15 protein-coding genes are annotated in these 17,384 nt (G+C 52.1%); 10 read left to right on the forward strand and 5 right to left on the reverse strand.

Going from position 1 to position 17,384, the window contains the following annotated elements; genetic code table 11:
• Window positions 1–40: 40 nt before the first annotated feature.
• Both nhaA and nhaR read left to right on the forward strand, forming a co-directional pair.
• Window positions 41–1,207 (forward strand): Na+/H+ antiporter NhaA, encoded by a 1,167-nt coding sequence (gene nhaA, locus EOS97_RS13725; RefSeq protein ID WP_000681340.1) that lies wholly within the window; start codon window positions 41–43, stop codon window positions 1,205–1,207.
• A 61-nt stretch (window positions 1,208–1,268) separates the two neighbouring features.
• Window positions 1,269–2,168, forward strand: coding sequence for a transcriptional activator NhaR (gene nhaR / locus EOS97_RS13730; protein WP_000062872.1), 900 nt, complete (start codon window positions 1,269–1,271; stop codon window positions 2,166–2,168).
• Between the two features lie 54 nt (window positions 2,169–2,222).
• On the opposite strand, the gene EOS97_RS13735 is transcribed toward nhaR, so the two are convergent.
• The 3 genes from EOS97_RS13735 to rpsT form a co-directional block, all read right to left on the reverse strand.
• The gene (locus EOS97_RS13735) at window positions 2,223–4,262 is read right to left on the reverse strand and encodes a TIM-barrel domain-containing protein (protein WP_001116439.1); all 2,040 of its coding nucleotides are present in this window, start codon (window positions 4,260–4,262) and stop codon (window positions 2,223–2,225) included.
• A 39-nt stretch (window positions 4,263–4,301) separates the two neighbouring features.
• Window positions 4,302–5,675: an MFS transporter gene (locus EOS97_RS13740; RefSeq protein ID WP_000099989.1), complete on the reverse strand. Its 1,374-nt coding sequence runs from the start codon at window positions 5,673–5,675 to the stop codon at window positions 4,302–4,304.
• A gap of 455 nt (window positions 5,676–6,130) precedes the next feature.
• Complete coding sequence (rpsT, locus tag EOS97_RS13745; RefSeq protein ID WP_001518655.1) at window positions 6,131–6,394, reverse strand: 30S ribosomal protein S20; 264 nt, start codon at window positions 6,392–6,394, stop codon at window positions 6,131–6,133.
• 105 nt (window positions 6,395–6,499) lie between these two features.
• On the opposite strand from rpsT, the gene EOS97_RS13750 reads away from it, so the two are divergent.
• The 8 genes from EOS97_RS13750 (at window position 6,500) to rihC (ending at window position 14,935) form a co-directional block, all read left to right on the forward strand.
• Window positions 6,500–6,715 carry a DUF2575 family protein gene (locus EOS97_RS13750; protein ID WP_001726890.1) on the forward strand — a complete coding sequence of 72 codons (216 nt, stop codon included), beginning with the start codon at window positions 6,500–6,502 and terminating at the stop codon, window positions 6,713–6,715.
• Window positions 6,716–6,722: 7 nt separating this feature from the next.
• Complete coding sequence (ribF, locus tag EOS97_RS13755; protein ID WP_000767311.1) at window positions 6,723–7,661, forward strand: bifunctional riboflavin kinase/FAD synthetase; 939 nt, start codon at window positions 6,723–6,725, stop codon at window positions 7,659–7,661.
• A gap of 44 nt (window positions 7,662–7,705) precedes the next feature.
• Window positions 7,706–10,540 (forward strand): isoleucine--tRNA ligase, encoded by a 2,835-nt coding sequence (ileS, locus tag EOS97_RS13760; protein WP_001674865.1) that lies wholly within the window; start codon window positions 7,706–7,708, stop codon window positions 10,538–10,540.
• On the forward strand, window positions 10,540–11,040 hold the full coding sequence (gene lspA, locus EOS97_RS13765; protein WP_000042736.1) for a signal peptidase II: 501 nt from the start codon (window positions 10,540–10,542) through the stop codon (window positions 11,038–11,040). Before ileS ends, lspA begins: the two co-directional genes overlap by 1 nt.
• A gap of 154 nt (window positions 11,041–11,194) precedes the next feature.
• Window positions 11,195–11,644: an FKBP-type peptidyl-prolyl cis-trans isomerase gene (gene fkpB / locus EOS97_RS13770; protein ID WP_000047269.1), complete on the forward strand. Its 450-nt coding sequence runs from the start codon at window positions 11,195–11,197 to the stop codon at window positions 11,642–11,644.
• A gap of 2 nt (window positions 11,645–11,646) precedes the next feature.
• Window positions 11,647–12,597: a 4-hydroxy-3-methylbut-2-enyl diphosphate reductase gene (gene ispH, locus EOS97_RS13775; RefSeq protein ID WP_001166422.1), complete on the forward strand. Its 951-nt coding sequence runs from the start codon at window positions 11,647–11,649 to the stop codon at window positions 12,595–12,597.
• Between the two features lie 199 nt (window positions 12,598–12,796).
• A complete protein-coding gene (locus EOS97_RS13780; RefSeq protein ID WP_020898360.1) occupies window positions 12,797–13,999 on the forward strand; it encodes a hypothetical protein in 1,203 nt (400 codons plus the stop codon).
• 15 nt (window positions 14,000–14,014) lie between these two features.
• Entirely contained in the window at window positions 14,015–14,935 is a 921-nt protein-coding gene (gene rihC, locus EOS97_RS13785; protein ID WP_000127271.1) for a ribonucleoside hydrolase RihC, read from the forward strand.
• A gap of 21 nt (window positions 14,936–14,956) precedes the next feature.
• Here rihC and EOS97_RS13790 read toward each other — a convergent pair whose 3' ends face one another.
• Both EOS97_RS13790 and EOS97_RS13795 read right to left on the reverse strand, forming a co-directional pair.
• The gene (locus EOS97_RS13790) at window positions 14,957–15,643 is read right to left on the reverse strand and encodes a response regulator (protein WP_000377416.1); all 687 of its coding nucleotides are present in this window, start codon (window positions 15,641–15,643) and stop codon (window positions 14,957–14,959) included.
• Between the two features lies 1 nt (window position 15,644).
• Window positions 15,645–17,264 (reverse strand): sensor histidine kinase, encoded by a 1,620-nt coding sequence (locus tag EOS97_RS13795; protein WP_023166950.1) that lies wholly within the window; start codon window positions 17,262–17,264, stop codon window positions 15,645–15,647.
• Window positions 17,265–17,384 lie beyond the last annotated feature (120 nt).

A 17,384-nucleotide genomic window follows, 5' to 3' on the forward strand; every position in this document is an offset into this window, starting at 1 on the left:
TAGTAGATTCGAAGAATTCACCTGATTGAGAGAATAAAAAGTGAAACATCTGCACCGATTTTTTAGCAGCGATGCCTCTGGGGGCATCATTCTCATCATCGCCGCTGCGCTGGCTATGCTGATGGCCAATATGGGCGCGACCAGTGGATGGTATCATGATTTTCTGGAGACGCCGGTTCAGCTACGGGTTGGGGCGCTTGAAATCAACAAAAACATGCTGCTGTGGATCAACGATGCGCTGATGGCCGTGTTTTTCCTGTTGATTGGCCTGGAAGTTAAGCGCGAACTGATGCAAGGCTCGTTAGCCAGTCTGCGCCAGGCCGCTTTTCCGGTGATTGCCGCCATCGGCGGGATGATTGTACCGGCATTGCTCTATCTGGCCTTTAACTACTCCGATCCGGTCACTCGCGAGGGCTGGGCTATTCCTGCCGCGACGGATATCGCCTTTGCGCTGGGCGTGCTGGCGCTGTTGGGCAGCCGGGTTCCGCTGGCGCTGAAAATATTCCTGATGGCGCTGGCGATCATCGATGATCTCGGCGCCATCGTTATTATCGCACTGTTTTATACCAGCGATCTTTCTATCGTCTCGCTGGGCGTGGCGGCGTTCGCGATTGCCGTGCTGGCGCTGCTGAATCTGTGCGGCGTCAGACGGACAGGGGTATATATTCTGGTCGGGGCAGTGCTGTGGACGGCGGTACTGAAGTCCGGCGTTCACGCGACGCTGGCAGGCGTCATAGTCGGTTTCTTTATTCCGCTGAAAGAAAAACACGGTCGCTCGCCGGCCAAGCGTCTGGAGCATGTTCTGCACCCGTGGGTCGCGTACCTGATCCTGCCGCTCTTCGCTTTTGCGAATGCCGGCGTTTCTCTTCAGGGCGTCACGATTGACGGTCTGACCTCCATGCTGCCGTTGGGAATTATTGCCGGTCTGCTGATTGGTAAGCCGCTGGGGATTAGCCTGTTTTGCTGGCTGGCGCTGCGTTTCAAGCTGGCGCATCTGCCGCAAGGGACCACTTATCAGCAAATCATGGCGGTCGGCATTTTGTGTGGCATTGGCTTTACGATGTCCATCTTTATCGCCAGCCTGGCATTTGGCAATGTCGATCCGGAACTTATTAACTGGGCGAAATTGGGCATTTTGATTGGTTCATTGCTCTCCGCAGTGGTGGGGTATAGCTGGTTGCGCGCGCGTTTGAACGCGCCGGCATAATCAGTACGAAGGAAAGGGGGAGCGATGTATCGCTCCCTTGCGACATTGAACAGGGAGAGGAATGAGCATGTCTCATATTAACTACAACCATCTTTATTACTTCTGGCATGTCTATAAAGAAGGTTCTGTCGTGGGTGCCGCAGAGGCGCTTTTTCTGACGCCGCAAACCATTACTGGTCAAATTAAAGCCCTGGAAGAGCGTTTACAGGGGAAGCTATTTAAACGTAAGGGACGCGGTCTTGAACCCAGCGAACTGGGCGAGCTGGTTTTTCGCTATGCGGACAAAATGTTTACGCTAAGCCAGGAGATGCTGGATATCGTCAATTACCGCAAAGAATCAAACCTGTTGTTTGATGTCGGCGTCGCCGATGCTTTATCCAAGCGTCTGGTCAGCAGCGTTCTGGATGCGGCGGTGGTGGTAGACGAACCCATACATCTGCGTTGCTTCGAGTCGACGCACGAAATGTTGCTCGAACAGCTCAGCCAGCACAAGCTGGATATGATTATCTCCGACTGCCCGATAGATTCCACGCAGCAGGAGGGGCTATTCTCAGTCAAAATCGGCGAATGCAGCGTCAGTTTCTGGTGTACGAATCCGCTTCCTGAAAAAGCGTTCCCTGCCTGCCTGGAAGAGCGACGGTTGCTGGTGCCGGGACGGCGCTCAATGCTGGGGCGTAAATTGTTGAACTGGTTTAATTCGCAGGGGTTGCAGGTTGAGATCCTCGGTGAATTTGATGACGCGGCCTTAATGAAGGCGTTTGGCGCGACGCACGATGCGATTTTTGTGGCGCCGAGCCTTTATTCGCTGGATTTTTATGCCGATGAGTCGGTAATAGAGATTGGGCGCGTGGAGAATGTCATGGAAGAATATCATGCGATTTTTGCCGAGAGAATGATCCAGCATCCGGCGGTGCAGCGTATTTGCAATGCGGACTACTCGGCGTTGTTTAAACTACAGTAGACGTACCTACCGTAATACTTCCGGCTGCGGAACTAGCCCGCAGCCGGAATCATTCTACAAGTTCAGTAGGCTACGGTACTGCCCACCTTCGCGGATAAACACCGGAATTCTGTTCAGTGGCGTAGCGTACTGCAGCGTCTGCCCTCCTGAATAGCTTTCACCGGTCGCAAGATCCGTCCATGTTTCCCCTTCCGGTAGCCAGATATCACGTTCGCGCATACCTTCATGCATGACGGGGGCGATCAGCAGGTCAGGACCAAAACAATACTGGTCGGTGATTGCCCAACTTGTTTCCTGTTCGGGGAATTCAAAGAACAGGGGGCGCATCACTGGCGTATTGTGCTTATGGGTTTCCTCCATCAGCGCTTTGATATAGGGCTTGAGTTTTTCTCGCAACGCCAGGCAACCTGTCAGTACCTCGCATACTTCCTCACCGTAGCTCCAGACCTCGTTCGGCGCACCTGTAGGGCACTGGGCGATACCATCCCGATACGGTTGTGCGGGTAAAATCTGCGGATCGCGGTTGCCGTGCAGACGCATCACCGGGCTAAAGACGCCCCACTGGAACCAGCGAATCAGCAATTCATGGAATTTCGGGTCGTGAATATTACCGCCATGGAAACCGCCGATATCCGTCGTCCACCACGGTATCCCCGCGATTCCCATATTGAGTCCGGCGGCAAACTGGTTGCGTAGCGATCTAAACGAGGAGTGAATATCACCTGACCAGACCAGTGCGCCGAACTTCTGACTGCCGGCCCAGGCGCAGCGTAGCAGGTTGATAACCTGGTCTTCGCCATCGGCTTTCATGCCGTCAAAAAAGGTTTTAGCGTACATACGTGGGTAGATATTGCCCACTTCCAGTACCGGCCCGGCATGGTAGCGATAGTTGTCGTAGTCGTAAACGCTGAACTCAGGTTCGGCTTCATCTAACCAGAATAACTTCACGCCTTTATCGTAATAGTTGCGTTTGGCTTTGCCCCAGACGTAGTCGCGCGCGCCCGGATGAGTCGTATCAAAGTAAGTGGTATTGCCGAGGAAATCCATATTGATCGGCAAGCCACGTTCCGTTTGTACCAGCCAGCCGTTTTCGCGCATCTCCCGATAGCTTTCGGTACGGTTATCCACCGTCGGCCAGACGGAGACCATCAGCTCAATTCCCAGCGATTTCAGCTCGGCAATCATGGCATCAGGATCGGGCCAGTCGCGCGCATCGAACATCCAGTCACCCTGATTCGGCCAGTGAAAGAAGTCGATTACGATCACTGAGATAGGCAGATTGCGGCGCTTATATTCGCGGGCGACCTCCAGCAGCTCTTCCTGCGTACGATAACGGAGTTTGCACTGCCAGAAGCCCATGGCGTAGTCCGGCATCATCGGCGGCGTGCCGGTAGCCAGCGCGTAAGCCCGGCTAATTTCTGCCGGGGTATCGCCAGCCGTGATCCAGTAGTCCAGCTGTTCGCTGACCTGCGCTTCCCATTCGGTAACGTTTTGGGCAAAGGTTACGCGTCCGACTGCCGGGTTGTTCCATAAAAATCCGTAGCCCAGACTGGAGAGCATAAACGGTACTGAGGCCTGGGAGTTACGTTGCGCCAGCTCAAGCACGCATCCTTTGAGATCCAGGTTGGCCTGTTGATACTGCCCCATACCATAAATTTTTTCCCCTTCGGTGGCTTCGAAGCGGGCTTTCAGTGAATATTTCCCACCCGGAATAGGGCGGAACTCGCGTCCCTCAAGATTGAGTGCGCTGACGTACTGGCCGTGAGATGATTCATCCTCGCCAATTTCGCCCCGCAGGCGCCAGAACTCCTGCAACAGGGGTTTGTGTGGATGGCGGTAAAAGGTAACCTGTCCTTTTTGATTGACGATAGCGATAATTTTGCCGTTGGTCAGCGTTGCCTGGTGGTGCTCATAATCAATGTGGCACTGGCTTTCTGCGACTGGCTCAGTCAATGCCCAGTCTTCATTTCTCATTACCGGCAGATGACGGCCGCTGCGTACGCGCAGGCTGTTCTCGCCCCAGGGTTCAATCCATAAATAGCGATCGTTTTGCTGCCAGACCAGACGACGCGGGTCTTGTTGCATAAATGGCATGGTGGTGCCTCCCATATTCGAGGGTGAAGGTAAAGAACGTTATGAGTTGACGGTTTCCAGATCGTGGCGAATCTTCTCTTCCATCGCTTCGTATTTGCGAAAGAAAAGTAGTGGGATCGCTGCGAGCGCGAAGAGTAGGGCGGGTGCCCAGATAAAGGCCCAGATAATGCCCTCCAGACCCGCAGCACTCTGGGCATGGTTGGGGACATAGCCAAAACTGTTCATGATCCAGGCGGCGAAAGCGGTGCCGAGGCCACTACCCATCTTGATGCAGAAGGTACTGCCGAAGGCGATAAGAATGCCGGTAGCCTTAATACCGGTCTTCCAGGCGCCAAAATCAACGGCGAAGCCCAGCATGGCAAACGGCATTGAGCAGGCGATACCGCTGCCGATATTGCCGAGTATCCAGGCGGCGATGAGGAAAGTAATGTTGTCCGCTGCCAGCCACATCATGACGCCGCCAAACGTGGCGACCAGCAGACCGCCTACCCATATCCAGGTTTTAGCCAGGTATTTGCTAAAGAAGGGGATAGCGATGATAAACAGGATCTGAATCGTCGCCAGGCTGTTAATCAGCGGTACCAGATCTTTACGGTCGAGGTTGTAGGTCAGATAATAGACAATGGTCGTGTTACGCTGCTGTAGGGCAATCCAGAAGATCAGATTAGCCAGCACCATCAGGATCCACGGCCAGTTACCTTTCATCGCCGCGAAACTTTTTTTCATCGGCAACTTAGGTTCATGCTGTATTTTATCCGTATCCATTTCACGAATGTTTTTAAACGCAAAGAGCGTTAGCGCGCAGGATATAATGGCAAACGTAATTGCCGTATAAATAAAACCAGCGTGATCATCACCGTTACCTAAAAAAGCGACTAATGGCAAGGCGGTCGCGTTCATTAATAAAACCCCAATTTGCCCACCGGTCATTCGCCAGGAATTTAAAACCAGTCTTTCCTTGGGAGATAAGGTCATCAGGGGTAATATTGCACTGAGTGGTGTATTAAGTCCGGTAAATAGAATGCTGGCAATCATATAAGATATTGCTGCATAGATGGCTTTTCCTGTCATACTGATATCAGGAGACCAAAATGACAGCGCGCTGAATACCGCAAAAGGCAGCGGTAACCATAAAAACCAGGGACGACATTTACCGTAGCGTGAACGCGTTTTATCGATGATGATCCCCCATATGGGGGCGTCTATGCCATCGATAATACGCGCCAGCAGCAGGATAACGCCTGCTACGGCAAGGCTAATGCCCGCAACGTCTGTGTAGAAATATAAAATGTACGTTGAACCGAAGCAGTACAGCAGATTACCCGCCACATCCAAAGAGCCGTAGCTAATACGCTGTAGTAAAGACAATGATGCTGACCCGGAAGGCTGGGTATCCTCAATGACAGAACTCATAATGATAACTCCGATATTGGTACGATACGCCCAGAAAAACAACCTCTACTTTCTAAGCAAGTTTTGAATATTATTTTTATGTCGTTTTTGAATTTAACCTCAGATTAAAATGAGTAAGTAAGGTGTACATGAAAAGTAGTTAACCCGACGGCATCAATCAATTATTAAATCTTACATCAGGATTGCGTTTATTAGTTTTTGAATGAGCGATGTTTTTATTTGCTAAGGTGGTCACAGTTTTTTCAGTAATGAAATAAGAAAAGGAAAACAGTGAAAGAAAATAACTTTCAAGTATTACGTGACTGAGGGAGGGGTAGCTGAAAAAATAGGCTGGTCAGGAAGAGCGTGAACGAGTGAGGTCAGAGCCAGCGGTTGTCGAGCAAAACGGCAGATAGCAGGCATAAAAAAACCCGCTTTACGCGGGTTTTTCTACAAAGCTGATAACAAGCAGGCGATTAAGCCAGTTTGTTGATCTGTGCAGTCAGGTTAGCTTTATGACGTGCAGCTTTGTTTTTGTGGATCAGACCTTTAGCAGCCTGACGGTCCACGATCGGTTGCATTTCGTTAAATGCTTTCAGTGCAGCAGCTTTGTCGCCAGCTTCGATAGCTGCGTATACTTTCTTGATGAAAGTACGCATCATAGAGCGACGGCTTGCGTTGTGCTTACGAGCCTTTTCAGACTGAACGGCGCGCTTCTTAGCTGATTTGATATTAGCCAAGGTCCAACTCCCAAATGTGTTCTATATGGACAATTCAAAGGCCGAGGAATATGCCCTTTTAGCCTTCTTTTGTCAATGGATTTGTGCAAATAAGCGCCGTTTAAATTGCAGCACTCGTTGCGTAGTGATGGCGCAGGATTCTACCAGCTTGCGTGCTGTGAATACAGCCTTTCCATGAGAAAAATTGCATTAAGCGGCGGGTTTTGGGGCGGAGTTTGCCGCATGGCGATGAAAAGCATCTTCTTTATGTTTCATCAGGGCAATAGTCGGTTAACCTTGACCGCTGTACAAGGTATACTCTTGCGATTTTCACTGTTTTGAGTCAGACATGAAGCTGATACGCGGCATACATAATCTCAGTCAGGCCCCGCATGGGTGTGTGCTGACCATTGGTAATTTCGACGGCGTACATCGGGGGCATCGCGCTCTACTGCAGGGTTTGCAGGAAGAAGGACGCAGACGCGGTCTGCCGGTGGTGGTCATGATTTTCGAACCGCAGCCGCTGGAGCTGTTCGCGACGGATAAAGCGCCCGCTCGCCTGACGCGCCTGCGTGAAAAACTGCATTACCTTGCGCAGTGCGGCGTGGACTATGTGCTGTGCGTGAAATTCGATCGCCGCTTTGCCGCTTTGACGGCGCAAACGTTTATCAGCGAACTGCTGGTGGAGCGACTTGGCGTGCAATTTCTTGCCGTCGGCGATGATTTCCGCTTTGGTGCTAGCCGTGCGGGCGATTTCTTGTTATTACAGAAGGCGGGGGCGGAGTATGGTTTTGCGGTTTCCAGCACCCAAACCTTTTGTGAAGGCGGCGTGCGTATCAGTAGTACCGCAGTGAGACAGGCGCTGGCGGAGGATAACCTGGCGCTTGCCGAAAGCCTGCTGGGACATCCCTTTACTATTTCCGGGCGTGTCGTTCATGGCGACGAGCTGGGACGTACCATTGGCTTCCCGACGGCGAACTTACCGCTGCGCCGTCAGGTCTCCCCGGTCAAAGGGGTCTATGCGGTGGAAGTCACCGGGCTTGGCGATAAGCCGTTACCCGGTGTAGCGAACATTGGCACTCGTCCAACGGTGGCTGGCGTGCGTCAACAACTGGAAGTGCATCTGCTGGACGTTGTAATGGACCTCTACGGTCGCCATATAGATGTAATACTGCGTAAAAAGATACGTAATGAGCAGCGATTTGCGTCGCTTGATGAGCTAAAAGCGCAAATCGCACGCGATGAGTTAACGGCCCGCAAGTTTTTTGGGCTAGCCGGGCAGGTGTAACCCTGACGGTGTTTATCAAACCGAAATACGGAACCGAGAATCTGATGAGTGACTATAAATCGACCCTGAATTTGCCGGAAACAGGGTTCCCGATGCGCGGCGACCTCGCCAAGCGTGAACCGGGAATGCTGGCGCGTTGGACCGATGATGATCTGTACGGCATCATTCGTGCGGCCAAAAAAGGCAAAAAAACCTTCATTCTGCATGATGGCCCTCCATATGCGAATGGCAGCATTCATATTGGTCACTCAGTTAACAAGATTCTGAAAGACATTATCGTGAAGTCCAAAGGACTGTCGGGATTTGACTCGCCTTACGTGCCGGGCTGGGACTGTCACGGTCTGCCTATCGAGCTGAAAGTCGAGCAGGAGTTCGGTAAGCCGGGCGAGAAATTCACCGCCGCTGAATTCCGCGCTAAGTGCCGCGAATATGCCGCTACGCAGGTTGACGGCCAGCGTAAAGACTTCATTCGTCTGGGCGTGTTGGGCGACTGGTCGCATCCGTACCTGACCATGGACTTCAAAACCGAAGCCAACATCATCCGCGCGCTGGGCAGAATTATCAAAAACGGTCATCTGCACAAAGGCGCTAAGCCGGTGCACTGGTGCGTTGACTGCCGTTCCGCGCTGGCGGAAGCGGAAGTTGAATATTACGACAAAACGTCACCGTCTATCGACGTGGCGTTCCGCGCCGTCGATCAGGATGCGGTGAAAGCGAAGTTTGGTCTGCCGGGCGTGAGCGGCCCTGTGTCGCTGGTTATCTGGACCACCACGCCGTGGACTCTGCCAGCTAACCGCGCGATTTCCCTGGCGCCGGACTTTGATTATGCGCTGGTGCAGATTGACGGCCAGGCGGTGATTCTGGCGAAAGATCTGGTTGAAAGCGTCATGCAGCGTATTGGCGCGGCTGAATACACCATTCTCGGCACCGTTAAAGGCGCGGAGCTGGAACTGCTGCGCTTTACCCATCCGTTTATGGGCTTTGACGTGCCGGCGATCCTCGGCGATCACGTCACCCTGGACGCCGGTACCGGCGCGGTACATACCGCCCCTGGCCACGGCCCGGATGACTACGTGATCGGCCAAAAGTATGGCCTGGAAACCGCTAACCCGGTTGGGCCGGACGGCGCTTACCTGCCAGGCACATATCCAACGCTTGACGGTGTTAACGTCTTCAAAGCGAACGATATCGTTATTGAACTGCTGAAAGAAAAAGGCGCGCTACTGCATGTCGAAAAAATGCAGCACAGCTATCCGTGCTGTTGGCGTCACAAAACGCCGATCATTTTCCGCGCGACCCCGCAGTGGTTCGTCAGCATGGATAAAGAAGGGCTTCGTCAACAGTCCCTGAAAGAGATCAAAGGCGTTCAGTGGATCCCGGACTGGGGTCAGGCGCGTATTGAATCAATGGTCGCTAATCGTCCTGACTGGTGTATCTCACGTCAGCGTACCTGGGGCGTACCGATGTCGCTGTTCGTGCATAAAGAAACGCAGGAGCTGCTGCCGATTGAGCGTACTCTGGCGGCGATGGAAGAGGTGGCGAAACGCGTCGAAGTTGACGGTATCCAGGCGTGGTGGGATCTCGACCCGAAAGAGATCCTCGGCGAAGACGCCGATCAATACGAGAAAGTTCCGGATACGTTGGACGTTTGGTTTGATTCCGGTTCCACCAGTTACTCCGTGGTTGATGCACGTCCGGAATTCGCCGGTCACGCTGCCGATATGTATCTGGAAGGGTCTGACCAGCATCGCGGCTGGTTTATGTCTTCCCTGATGATTAGCGTGGCGATGAAAGGCAAAGCGCCATACCGCCAGGTACTGACTCACGGTTTCACCGTCGATGGTCAGGGGCGCAAGATGTCCAAGTCTATCGGTAACACTGTGTCGCCGCAGGATGTGATGAATAAACTGGGCGCGGATATCCTGCGTCTGTGGGTGGCGTCTACTGACTATACCGGCGAAATGGCGGTCTCTGACGAGATCCTCAAACGCGCTGCCGACAGCTATCGCCGTATCCGTAATACCGCACGCTTCCTGCTGGCGAACCTCAATGGCTTCAATCCGGCCACCGATATGGTCAAACCGGAAGAGATGGTGGTGCTGGACAGGTGGGCGGTGGGCTGCGCGAAAACAGCGCAGCAAGAGATTCTGAAGGCATACGAAGCTTACGACTTCCATGAAGTGGTACAGCGCCTGATGCGCTTCTGCTCCGTTGAAATGGGTTCGTTCTACCTCGACATCATCAAAGACCGCCAGTACACCGCGAAGGCCGATAGCGTCGCGCGTCGTAGCTGCCAGACTGCGCTGTATCATATCGCAGAGGCGCTGGTTCGCTGGATGGCGCCGATCATGTCCTTCACGGCTGATGAAATCTGGGGCTACCTGCCGGGCGAGCGTGAAAAATATGTCTTCACCGGCGAATGGTACGACGGGTTGTTTGGCCTGGAAGAGAATGAAGAATTTAATGACGCATTCTGGGACGATGTCCGCTATATCAAGGACCAGGTCAACAAAGAGCTGGAAAATCAGAAAGCCAATGGCATCAAATCGAACCTGGAAGCAAAAGTGACGCTGAAATATGCTGACGATGCTAACGGTACGATCAAGAAGCTAAAACTGTTGGGTGAAGAGGTCAGATTTATCTTCATTACTTCCCAGTTCGTGATTTCTGAGCAAGCGGGGGGTATTGATGATGAAAATATTCAGTACAATGCTGGTAATACGACAGTTCAGGCAGTGGTAACGCGTGCCGAGGGTGATAAGTGTCCGCGCTGCTGGCACTACACTACTGATGTCGGCAAGGTGGCGGAACATGCAGATATCTGCGGACGCTGTGTCAGCAACATCGCCGGTAATGGCGAACAACGTAAATTTGCCTGATGAGTAAACCACTCTGTTCAACAGGACTACGCTGGCTATGGCTGGTAGTAGTCGTGCTGATTATCGATTTGGGCAGCAAATACCTGATCCTCCAGAATTTCGCTCTGGGGGATACGGTAGGGCTGTTCCCGTCGCTTAATCTGCATTATGCGCGTAACTACGGCGCGGCTTTTAGCTTCCTGGCAGATAGCGGCGGCTGGCAGCGCTGGTTCTTTGCCGGGATTGCGATAGGTATCTGCGTAATTCTTTTGGTGATGATGTATCGCTCGAAAGCGACGCAGAAGCTGAATAACATCGCTTATGCGTTAATCATCGGCGGCGCGCTGGGTAACCTGTTCGACCGCCTGTGGCACGGCTTTGTTGTCGATATGATCGATTTTTACGTCGGCGACTGGCATTTCGCGACGTTCAACCTTGCCGATAGCGCGATCTGTATCGGCGCGGCGCTGATTGTACTGGAAGGCTTTTTGCCGAAGCCGACAGCGAAAGAACAGGCATAAGCGTAAATACCGGGTGGCGCTTATCCGGTTTTGTAGGCCTGATAAGCGCAGCGCCATCAGGCAAACGTGGTGCCGGATGGCGGTGAAAACGCCTTATCCGGCCTACGGTTTTATCGTTCTTTGTGCCTCCGGGCAAAACACGTGAGCAATTTGCATGTCTAAATCCGTACAGAGCAACAGCGCGATCCTCGTTCACTTCACCCTGAAACTGGATGATGGCTCAACGGCGGAATCTACCCGCAATAACGGCAAGCCAGCCCTGTTCCGTCTTGGCGATACCTCGCTTTCCGAAGGTCTGGAGCAGCAGCTTCTGGGGTTGAAAGAAGGGGAAAAGAAAGCGTTTTCGCTGGAGCCTGACGCCGCGTTTGGCGTCCCCAGTCCGGACTTGATCCAGTATTTCTCGCGCCGTGAGTTTATGGCGGCGGGCGAACCGGAAGTCGGGGCGATTATGCTTTTTACCGCAATGGATGGCAGCGAAATGCCTGGCGTGATTCGCGAAATCAACGGCGACTCGATTACCGTTGATTTTAACCATCCGCTGGCCGGGCATACCGTTCACTTTGATATTGAAGTGCTGGAAATCGATCCGGCGCTGGAGGCATAAACATGCAGATCCTGTTGGCCAACCCACGCGGTTTTTGCGCCGGGGTAGACCGCGCTATCAGCATTGTTGAAAATGCGCTCGCCATTTACGGCGCGCCAATTTACGTTCGGCACGAAGTCGTGCATAACCGCTATGTAGTGGACAGCCTGCGCAAGCGCGGGGCGATCTTTATAGAGCAAATTAGCGAAGTGCCGGATGGCGCCATTCTGATTTTCTCCGCTCATGGGGTTTCCCAGGCGGTGCGTAACGAGGCGAAAAGCCGCGATCTTACCGTTTTTGACGCCACCTGCCCGCTGGTGACGAAAGTCCATATGGAAGTGGCGCGCGCCAGCCGTCGCGGTGAAGAATCTATTCTCATCGGCCACGCCGGGCACCCGGAAGTGGAAGGCACCATGGGTCAGTACAGCAACCCGGAAGGGGGGATGTACCTGGTGGAGTCGCCAGAGGACGTCTGGACGCTGAATGTCAAAAATGAAGGCAAGCTCTCCTTCATGACGCAAACCACGCTTTCCGTGGACGATACGTCCGATGTGATTGATGCGCTGCGTAAACGCTTTCCGAAAATCGTCGGCCCGCGCAAAGACGATATTTGCTATGCCACTACTAATCGTCAGGAAGCGGTGCGGGCGCTGGCGGAGCAGGCTGACGTGGTGCTGGTGGTCGGCTCGAAAAACTCTTCTAACTCTAACCGATTGGCGGAACTGGCCCAACGGATGGGAAGAACCGCGTTTCTTATCGACGATGCGGCGGATATCCAGGAGGCGTGGGTGAAAGAAGCCGCCTGCGTCGGCGTCACTGCTGGCGCTTCCGCGCCGGATATTCTGGTGCAGAATGTTATTGCGCGTCTGCGCGAGTTTGGCGGCGGTGAAGCCGTCACGCTTGAGGGGCGCGAAGAAAATATTGTTTTTGAAGTGCCGAAAGAGCTGCGTGTGGATGTTCGTGAGGTCGAATAAGATTTCACAATTCAGAAATCTGCCCGATGACGCTACGTTGACCAGATCTTAAGAATTTCTTTTGATATTCAATGTGCGACAGGAAGAATAAGGCGTAGTCGTCATCCGGTGCTAATGCCCCACCTTTTTGCTATTCATCTGAAAAACCAGCACAATCGTTGCTGGTTTTTTAGTTGTAATGCCTACAGGGATAAGGGAAATGGGCAAAATAAAATATGGATTGCCAACGTTACTCGCCATCGGCTTTTGGATGGACGCAACAAGCGCCACGGTGCTGGAGCTACCCGCCTGGGAGCGAAACTATACCGGAACTATCGCGGGGAAACCGGTAAACGTTAATATCACGCGATTTGGTAACACGCTTTATGGGTATTACTGCTATGAACCTTGCAATCAGCACAAGGCAGCGATTGTTCTACGCGGCTCACTCCAGGATAAAGAGGTACATCTTGAAGAACGCGTAAAGGCGCTTTCGGGTTACTGGAATGCGGAAATCTCCAGCAGTGAGATTAAAGGCGAATGGACGTCCGCAGATAAAAAACGACATTTTCCTGTTGCCCTTATCTACCTCAAACCTAAAAACTCCCCTGATATTGTGCTGGTCACGAACACGAATGATGCAGGGGGTTACGACCCTTCCAAAGAGATTGATTGCGGCAATACGCCGGCCATTTCGGCGATAAAATTATACCGTGATGGTAAACTCATACAGACCTTAGATACCGCCTCGGTGGGCACTTGTAGCCCGTTTATGCCTCAATGGGGGGATGTCAATTTTGATGGCTACCCGGATCTGTCGATTGTAACAGAGTTACTTGCTGGGCCGGATGCTCCAGTACAAACATGGCTCTATGACCCCGCCAAACAGCGTTATGTTGATGCGCCAGCGTCTTATCAGGAAATCACTTCACCAGAGATCGATGCTGAACATAAACAGATTGTCAGCTATTGGCGCGGCGGTTGCTGCAGCCATGGCGTCAATGTGTATCGCTGGAAAGGAAAAACGATTGAACTGATCGATCGCGGTGAAAGCTACTTTCAGCCTGTGATAAGCAAAGGCAAAATGTATAACTGCTACATGACACCTTCCTACGCTGATGGGCGTATTATTTATCCGCTAGTACGTAAAAATGGTCATTTGACGCCGCCTCTTAGCCTTGATGGGACGTGTCAACCTTTTTGGCTAATCGGTAATGTTCGTACCGTGATTCAGGCAGAAAAACCCGGCGCTGAGCCCGAATCGCTTGAGATTCAGTGGCAGGAAAACAAAGCATCGCCAGGGCGTTTTTGCCCATTAGTTCCGTTTATCGAAGGTGATAAGCTAAGTCCGCGTCTGGTGACGGATGACGATGTGCCTGATACCTGTATCAGTCGCGCTGAGTATGAAGATATAAAACAATAGGTCAGGAGAGCGTTAATGACAGCATCCCTACACATTATTCTTGATACCGATCCGGGCATTGATGACGCGGCTGCGATTGCCGCTGCGCTGTTCGCCCCCGAGCTGGATCTGCAACTAATAACCACCGTTGCCGGCAACGTTTCGGTCGAAAAAACCACCCGTAATGCGTTGCAGCTTCTGCATTTCTGGGACGCCGATGTGCCACTTGCACAAGGGGCCGCGACGCCGCTGCTGCGTCCGTTACGCGATGCGGCATACGTCCACGGCGAATCCGGTATGGAAGGCTATGATTTTGTCGACCATCAGCGCCAACCGTTGGCGAAGCCTGCGTTTATCGCTATCCGGGATGTGTTGATGAACGCCCCGGAGCCCATGACATTAGTGGCGATTGGGCCATTGACCAATATTGCGTTGCTACTGATGCACTATCCGGAGTGTGCGTGTAACATTCACCGTCTGGTGTTGATGGGCGGTTCCGCAGGGCGCGGCAATTTTACGCCTAATGCTGAATTTAACATTGCTGTCGATCCGGAGGCCGCCGCCCACGTATTTCGTAGCGGCATTGAGATTGTGATGTGTGGGCTGGACGTCACGAATCAGGCAATGCTCTCGCCAGATTTTCTAAGTAAACTGCCCGCGCTGAATCGCACCGGTAAGATGTTGCACAGCCTGTTCAACCATTATCGCAGCGGTAGTATGCGCACTGGCGTCCGGATGCACGATCTCTGCGCGATCGCCTGGCTGGTGCGTCCGGAGCTTTTTACCCTGCAATCCTGTTTTGTGGCCGTAGAAACGCAGGGGCAATATACCGCCGGTACCACGGTGGTGGATATTGAAGGGCGTCTGGGGCAGCCCGCCAACGCGCAGGTGGCGCTGGCGCTGGATGTGGACGGTTTTCGTCAGTGGGTGGCTGAGGTGTTTGCCTGTGCGCCGTAATTACATGTTGGCGCCATAATCTCATACTTTGCCGCGATAGAGTCTCTCCGGCCTGCCCACTTTCCCGTAGCTGATCTCCGCTTCGAGAAAGTTATTTTTCACGCCTTGTTCCAGATAGCGTCGGGCAGTGGTTTTACTGCTGCCCAGAATTTGCGCCAGAGTGTCTGCTGTATGTACTGCCTGCGGGTCGGTGAATATTTGTCGTACCCGGTTGAAGGTGTTTTCATCAATTCCCCGCAGTCCGCTATTCGGTTCTGCGGTTTGTTCTTTGGCCTGGATATTAAATAAGGCATCAACGTGCGTCTGGTTTGCCTGCTCACTGGAACGTAACGAACTGCGGTAACGGGTGAACCGCTCCAGGGTATGCTGCAGGCGCTGATAATGTACCGGCTTAATCAGATAATCGAATACGCCCATGCGTAAGGCATCGCTGATGGTATCCATATGATTGTCGGCAGTAATGAAAATAATTCGCCCCGTGTAGTTGGTGCTGATGGTATGACGAATTAAATCGATCCCTTTGCCATCGGGTAAAAAATTATCCAATAGAATTAACTGTGGTTGATAGAGGCGTATTTGCTTCTTTGCACTTTCCAGTTTGTCTGCGATGCCGACGATTGAAAACTGGGGAAAAAGCTTGATGGTGTCCACCAGGATTTCCGCTAGCATCGGTTCGTCTTCAACGATGAGTGTCGTAATGCTATCCATGTTATTCTTCTCTGGTAAAAGGGATATAGAGGGTAAAAATGGTGCCAAAAGGATTATTGTTATCGACGATAATGTCGCCATTGGCCTGCTTGACGTAGCTGTGCACCAACCATAATCCAATTCCGTGATCGCCGTTGTTGTGGGTGGTCACTCCACGCTCGAAAATATGCTGGCGGATATTTTCGTCAATACCACATCCCTGATCGGCAACTTCAATAATGACTTCATTACCTTCGCTATTGATCAGGCACTCAATCTGTCGCGAGCCTTCGCTATTGAGCAGGGTGGCGTTATAGGCGTTGTCCAATAAATTGCCAACAATCGAAATCCATTCATTATGCGAGAGCGATGACGGCAGGTGTTCAACAAAGCTTGAAGGATCGAAAATCAGCTCCAGCCCCAGCTCTTTTGCCCGATAATATTTACCGATTAATAGCCCCGCAAGGTGGTGGTCGCGGAAATTATGGGAAATAAAATCGAGTACTTTCTGGTGGCTTTCCGACTGCTGCTGAATCAGCGCCAACGCATTATCGTAGCGCTTCAGGAACAGCAGTCCGGCAATGGTGGAAATAAGGTTGCGATGCTCATGCTGCACGGCGCGCAGGTTATCGGCGTATTGCCGCACCTGACTTAACTGCAGGCTGAGTGTATTGATATCGTCTTTGTTGCGAAAGCTAATAACCCAGCCCTGAGGCTGGTTGTCAATAATGACCGCCATGCGACTGGCGATGACTTTCATTTGGTTAAAGGTGACGATCTCATCTTTTTTGTTTTTTTGCGGCGCATCGTAAAAGAAGGCCTCCGGCAACACGATATGGTGGATTGCATAGCCAATGAGTTCAGACTCCGGTTGGCTCAGATTCAGTAAGCGGCGAGCCGTTTGGTTAATGGCGGTAATACGGTGATGGGAGTCAATGGCGATCAACCCTTCAAATACCGACTCAAACAACACGCTTTGCTGAATTAATAGTTGTGAAAGCTGCTGCGGCTCCATGTTAAGCATCTGCTTTTTAATATGCAGCGAGAAGCGGCGGGCGCAGTACAACAGCACCAGCAGCAGTAACGCCATCGGGAACAGCAACGAGCTGATTTGTAAGTTAAGCCAGCTATCCAACTGTTCCAGAGTATAGCCGACGGAAACAATACCAATGACTTTACCGGTACTGTCCTGAATCGGGGATTTACCACGTAGGGAAGAGCCTAATGAACCTTTGCGCACCGATACGTAGCTTTTAGCGTTATACAGCGCGTCGTCGCTATCGCCGCCCTCCATATATTTGCCGATCTCATCCGGGTTGACGTGATACAGTCGCTGACCTTTTTCGTTGCCAACGGTAATGTAAGTCGCATCCGAAAACGAGCGCATTGGGTCAATCAGCGCTTTGATACGTGACAAATCATGCGCCTCTACGGCTTCAACTAATTCTGGCATAGCGGATATTTGCATTGCCTGAATAAGCGCACGTTGGCCCACCTGATAATGCAGGCGTTCTTTCGTGATATCGGTCAGATACCAGGTGATTGCCAGCATCACGATGGTGGATGTAAACAGGATCAGTAGAAATATCCGGTTTTGAAACGAGCGTCTGGCAAACCAGTGTGTAATTTCCCGTATAAACATATTGGTAGTTAGATATTTAATTACGGTATTTTCTTGCATTCGGCATCACCGGAACCTGAACCAGTTCATACTTACTTTTCTTTCAGAAAAAATTTGGATGAAAATGGGATACGACATGCG

The organism is Salmonella sp. SSDFZ54 (assembly GCF_004010735.1).
In the GTDB taxonomy this organism is placed as follows: domain Bacteria; phylum Pseudomonadota; class Gammaproteobacteria; order Enterobacterales; family Enterobacteriaceae; genus Salmonella; species Salmonella enterica.

What these genes read in the sequence shown, in the direction of transcription:
- nhaR (WP_000062872.1), top strand. Translation starts at nt 1,269, where the DNA reads ATGAGCATGTCTCATATTAACTACAACCATCTTTATTACTTCTGGCAT.
- EOS97_RS13735 (WP_001116439.1), bottom strand. Translation starts at nt 4,262, where the DNA reads ATGCCATTTATGCAACAAGACCCGCGTCGTCTGGTCTGGCAGCAAAAC.
- EOS97_RS13740 (WP_000099989.1), bottom strand. Translation starts at nt 5,675, where the DNA reads ATGAGTTCTGTCATTGAGGATACCCAGCCTTCCGGGTCAGCATCATTG.
- ribF (WP_000767311.1), top strand. Translation starts at nt 6,723, where the DNA reads ATGAAGCTGATACGCGGCATACATAATCTCAGTCAGGCCCCGCATGGG.
- ileS (WP_001674865.1), top strand. Translation starts at nt 7,706, where the DNA reads ATGAGTGACTATAAATCGACCCTGAATTTGCCGGAAACAGGGTTCCCG.
- lspA (WP_000042736.1), top strand. Translation starts at nt 10,540, where the DNA reads ATGAGTAAACCACTCTGTTCAACAGGACTACGCTGGCTATGGCTGGTA.
- fkpB (WP_000047269.1), top strand. Translation starts at nt 11,195, where the DNA reads ATGTCTAAATCCGTACAGAGCAACAGCGCGATCCTCGTTCACTTCACC.
- ispH (WP_001166422.1), top strand. Translation starts at nt 11,647, where the DNA reads ATGCAGATCCTGTTGGCCAACCCACGCGGTTTTTGCGCCGGGGTAGAC.
- EOS97_RS13780 (WP_020898360.1), top strand. Translation starts at nt 12,797, where the DNA reads ATGGGCAAAATAAAATATGGATTGCCAACGTTACTCGCCATCGGCTTT.
- rihC (WP_000127271.1), top strand. Translation starts at nt 14,015, where the DNA reads ATGACAGCATCCCTACACATTATTCTTGATACCGATCCGGGCATTGAT.
- EOS97_RS13790 (WP_000377416.1), bottom strand. Translation starts at nt 15,643, where the DNA reads ATGGATAGCATTACGACACTCATCGTTGAAGACGAACCGATGCTAGCG.
- EOS97_RS13795 (WP_023166950.1), bottom strand. Translation starts at nt 17,264, where the DNA reads ATGTTTATACGGGAAATTACACACTGGTTTGCCAGACGCTCGTTTCAA.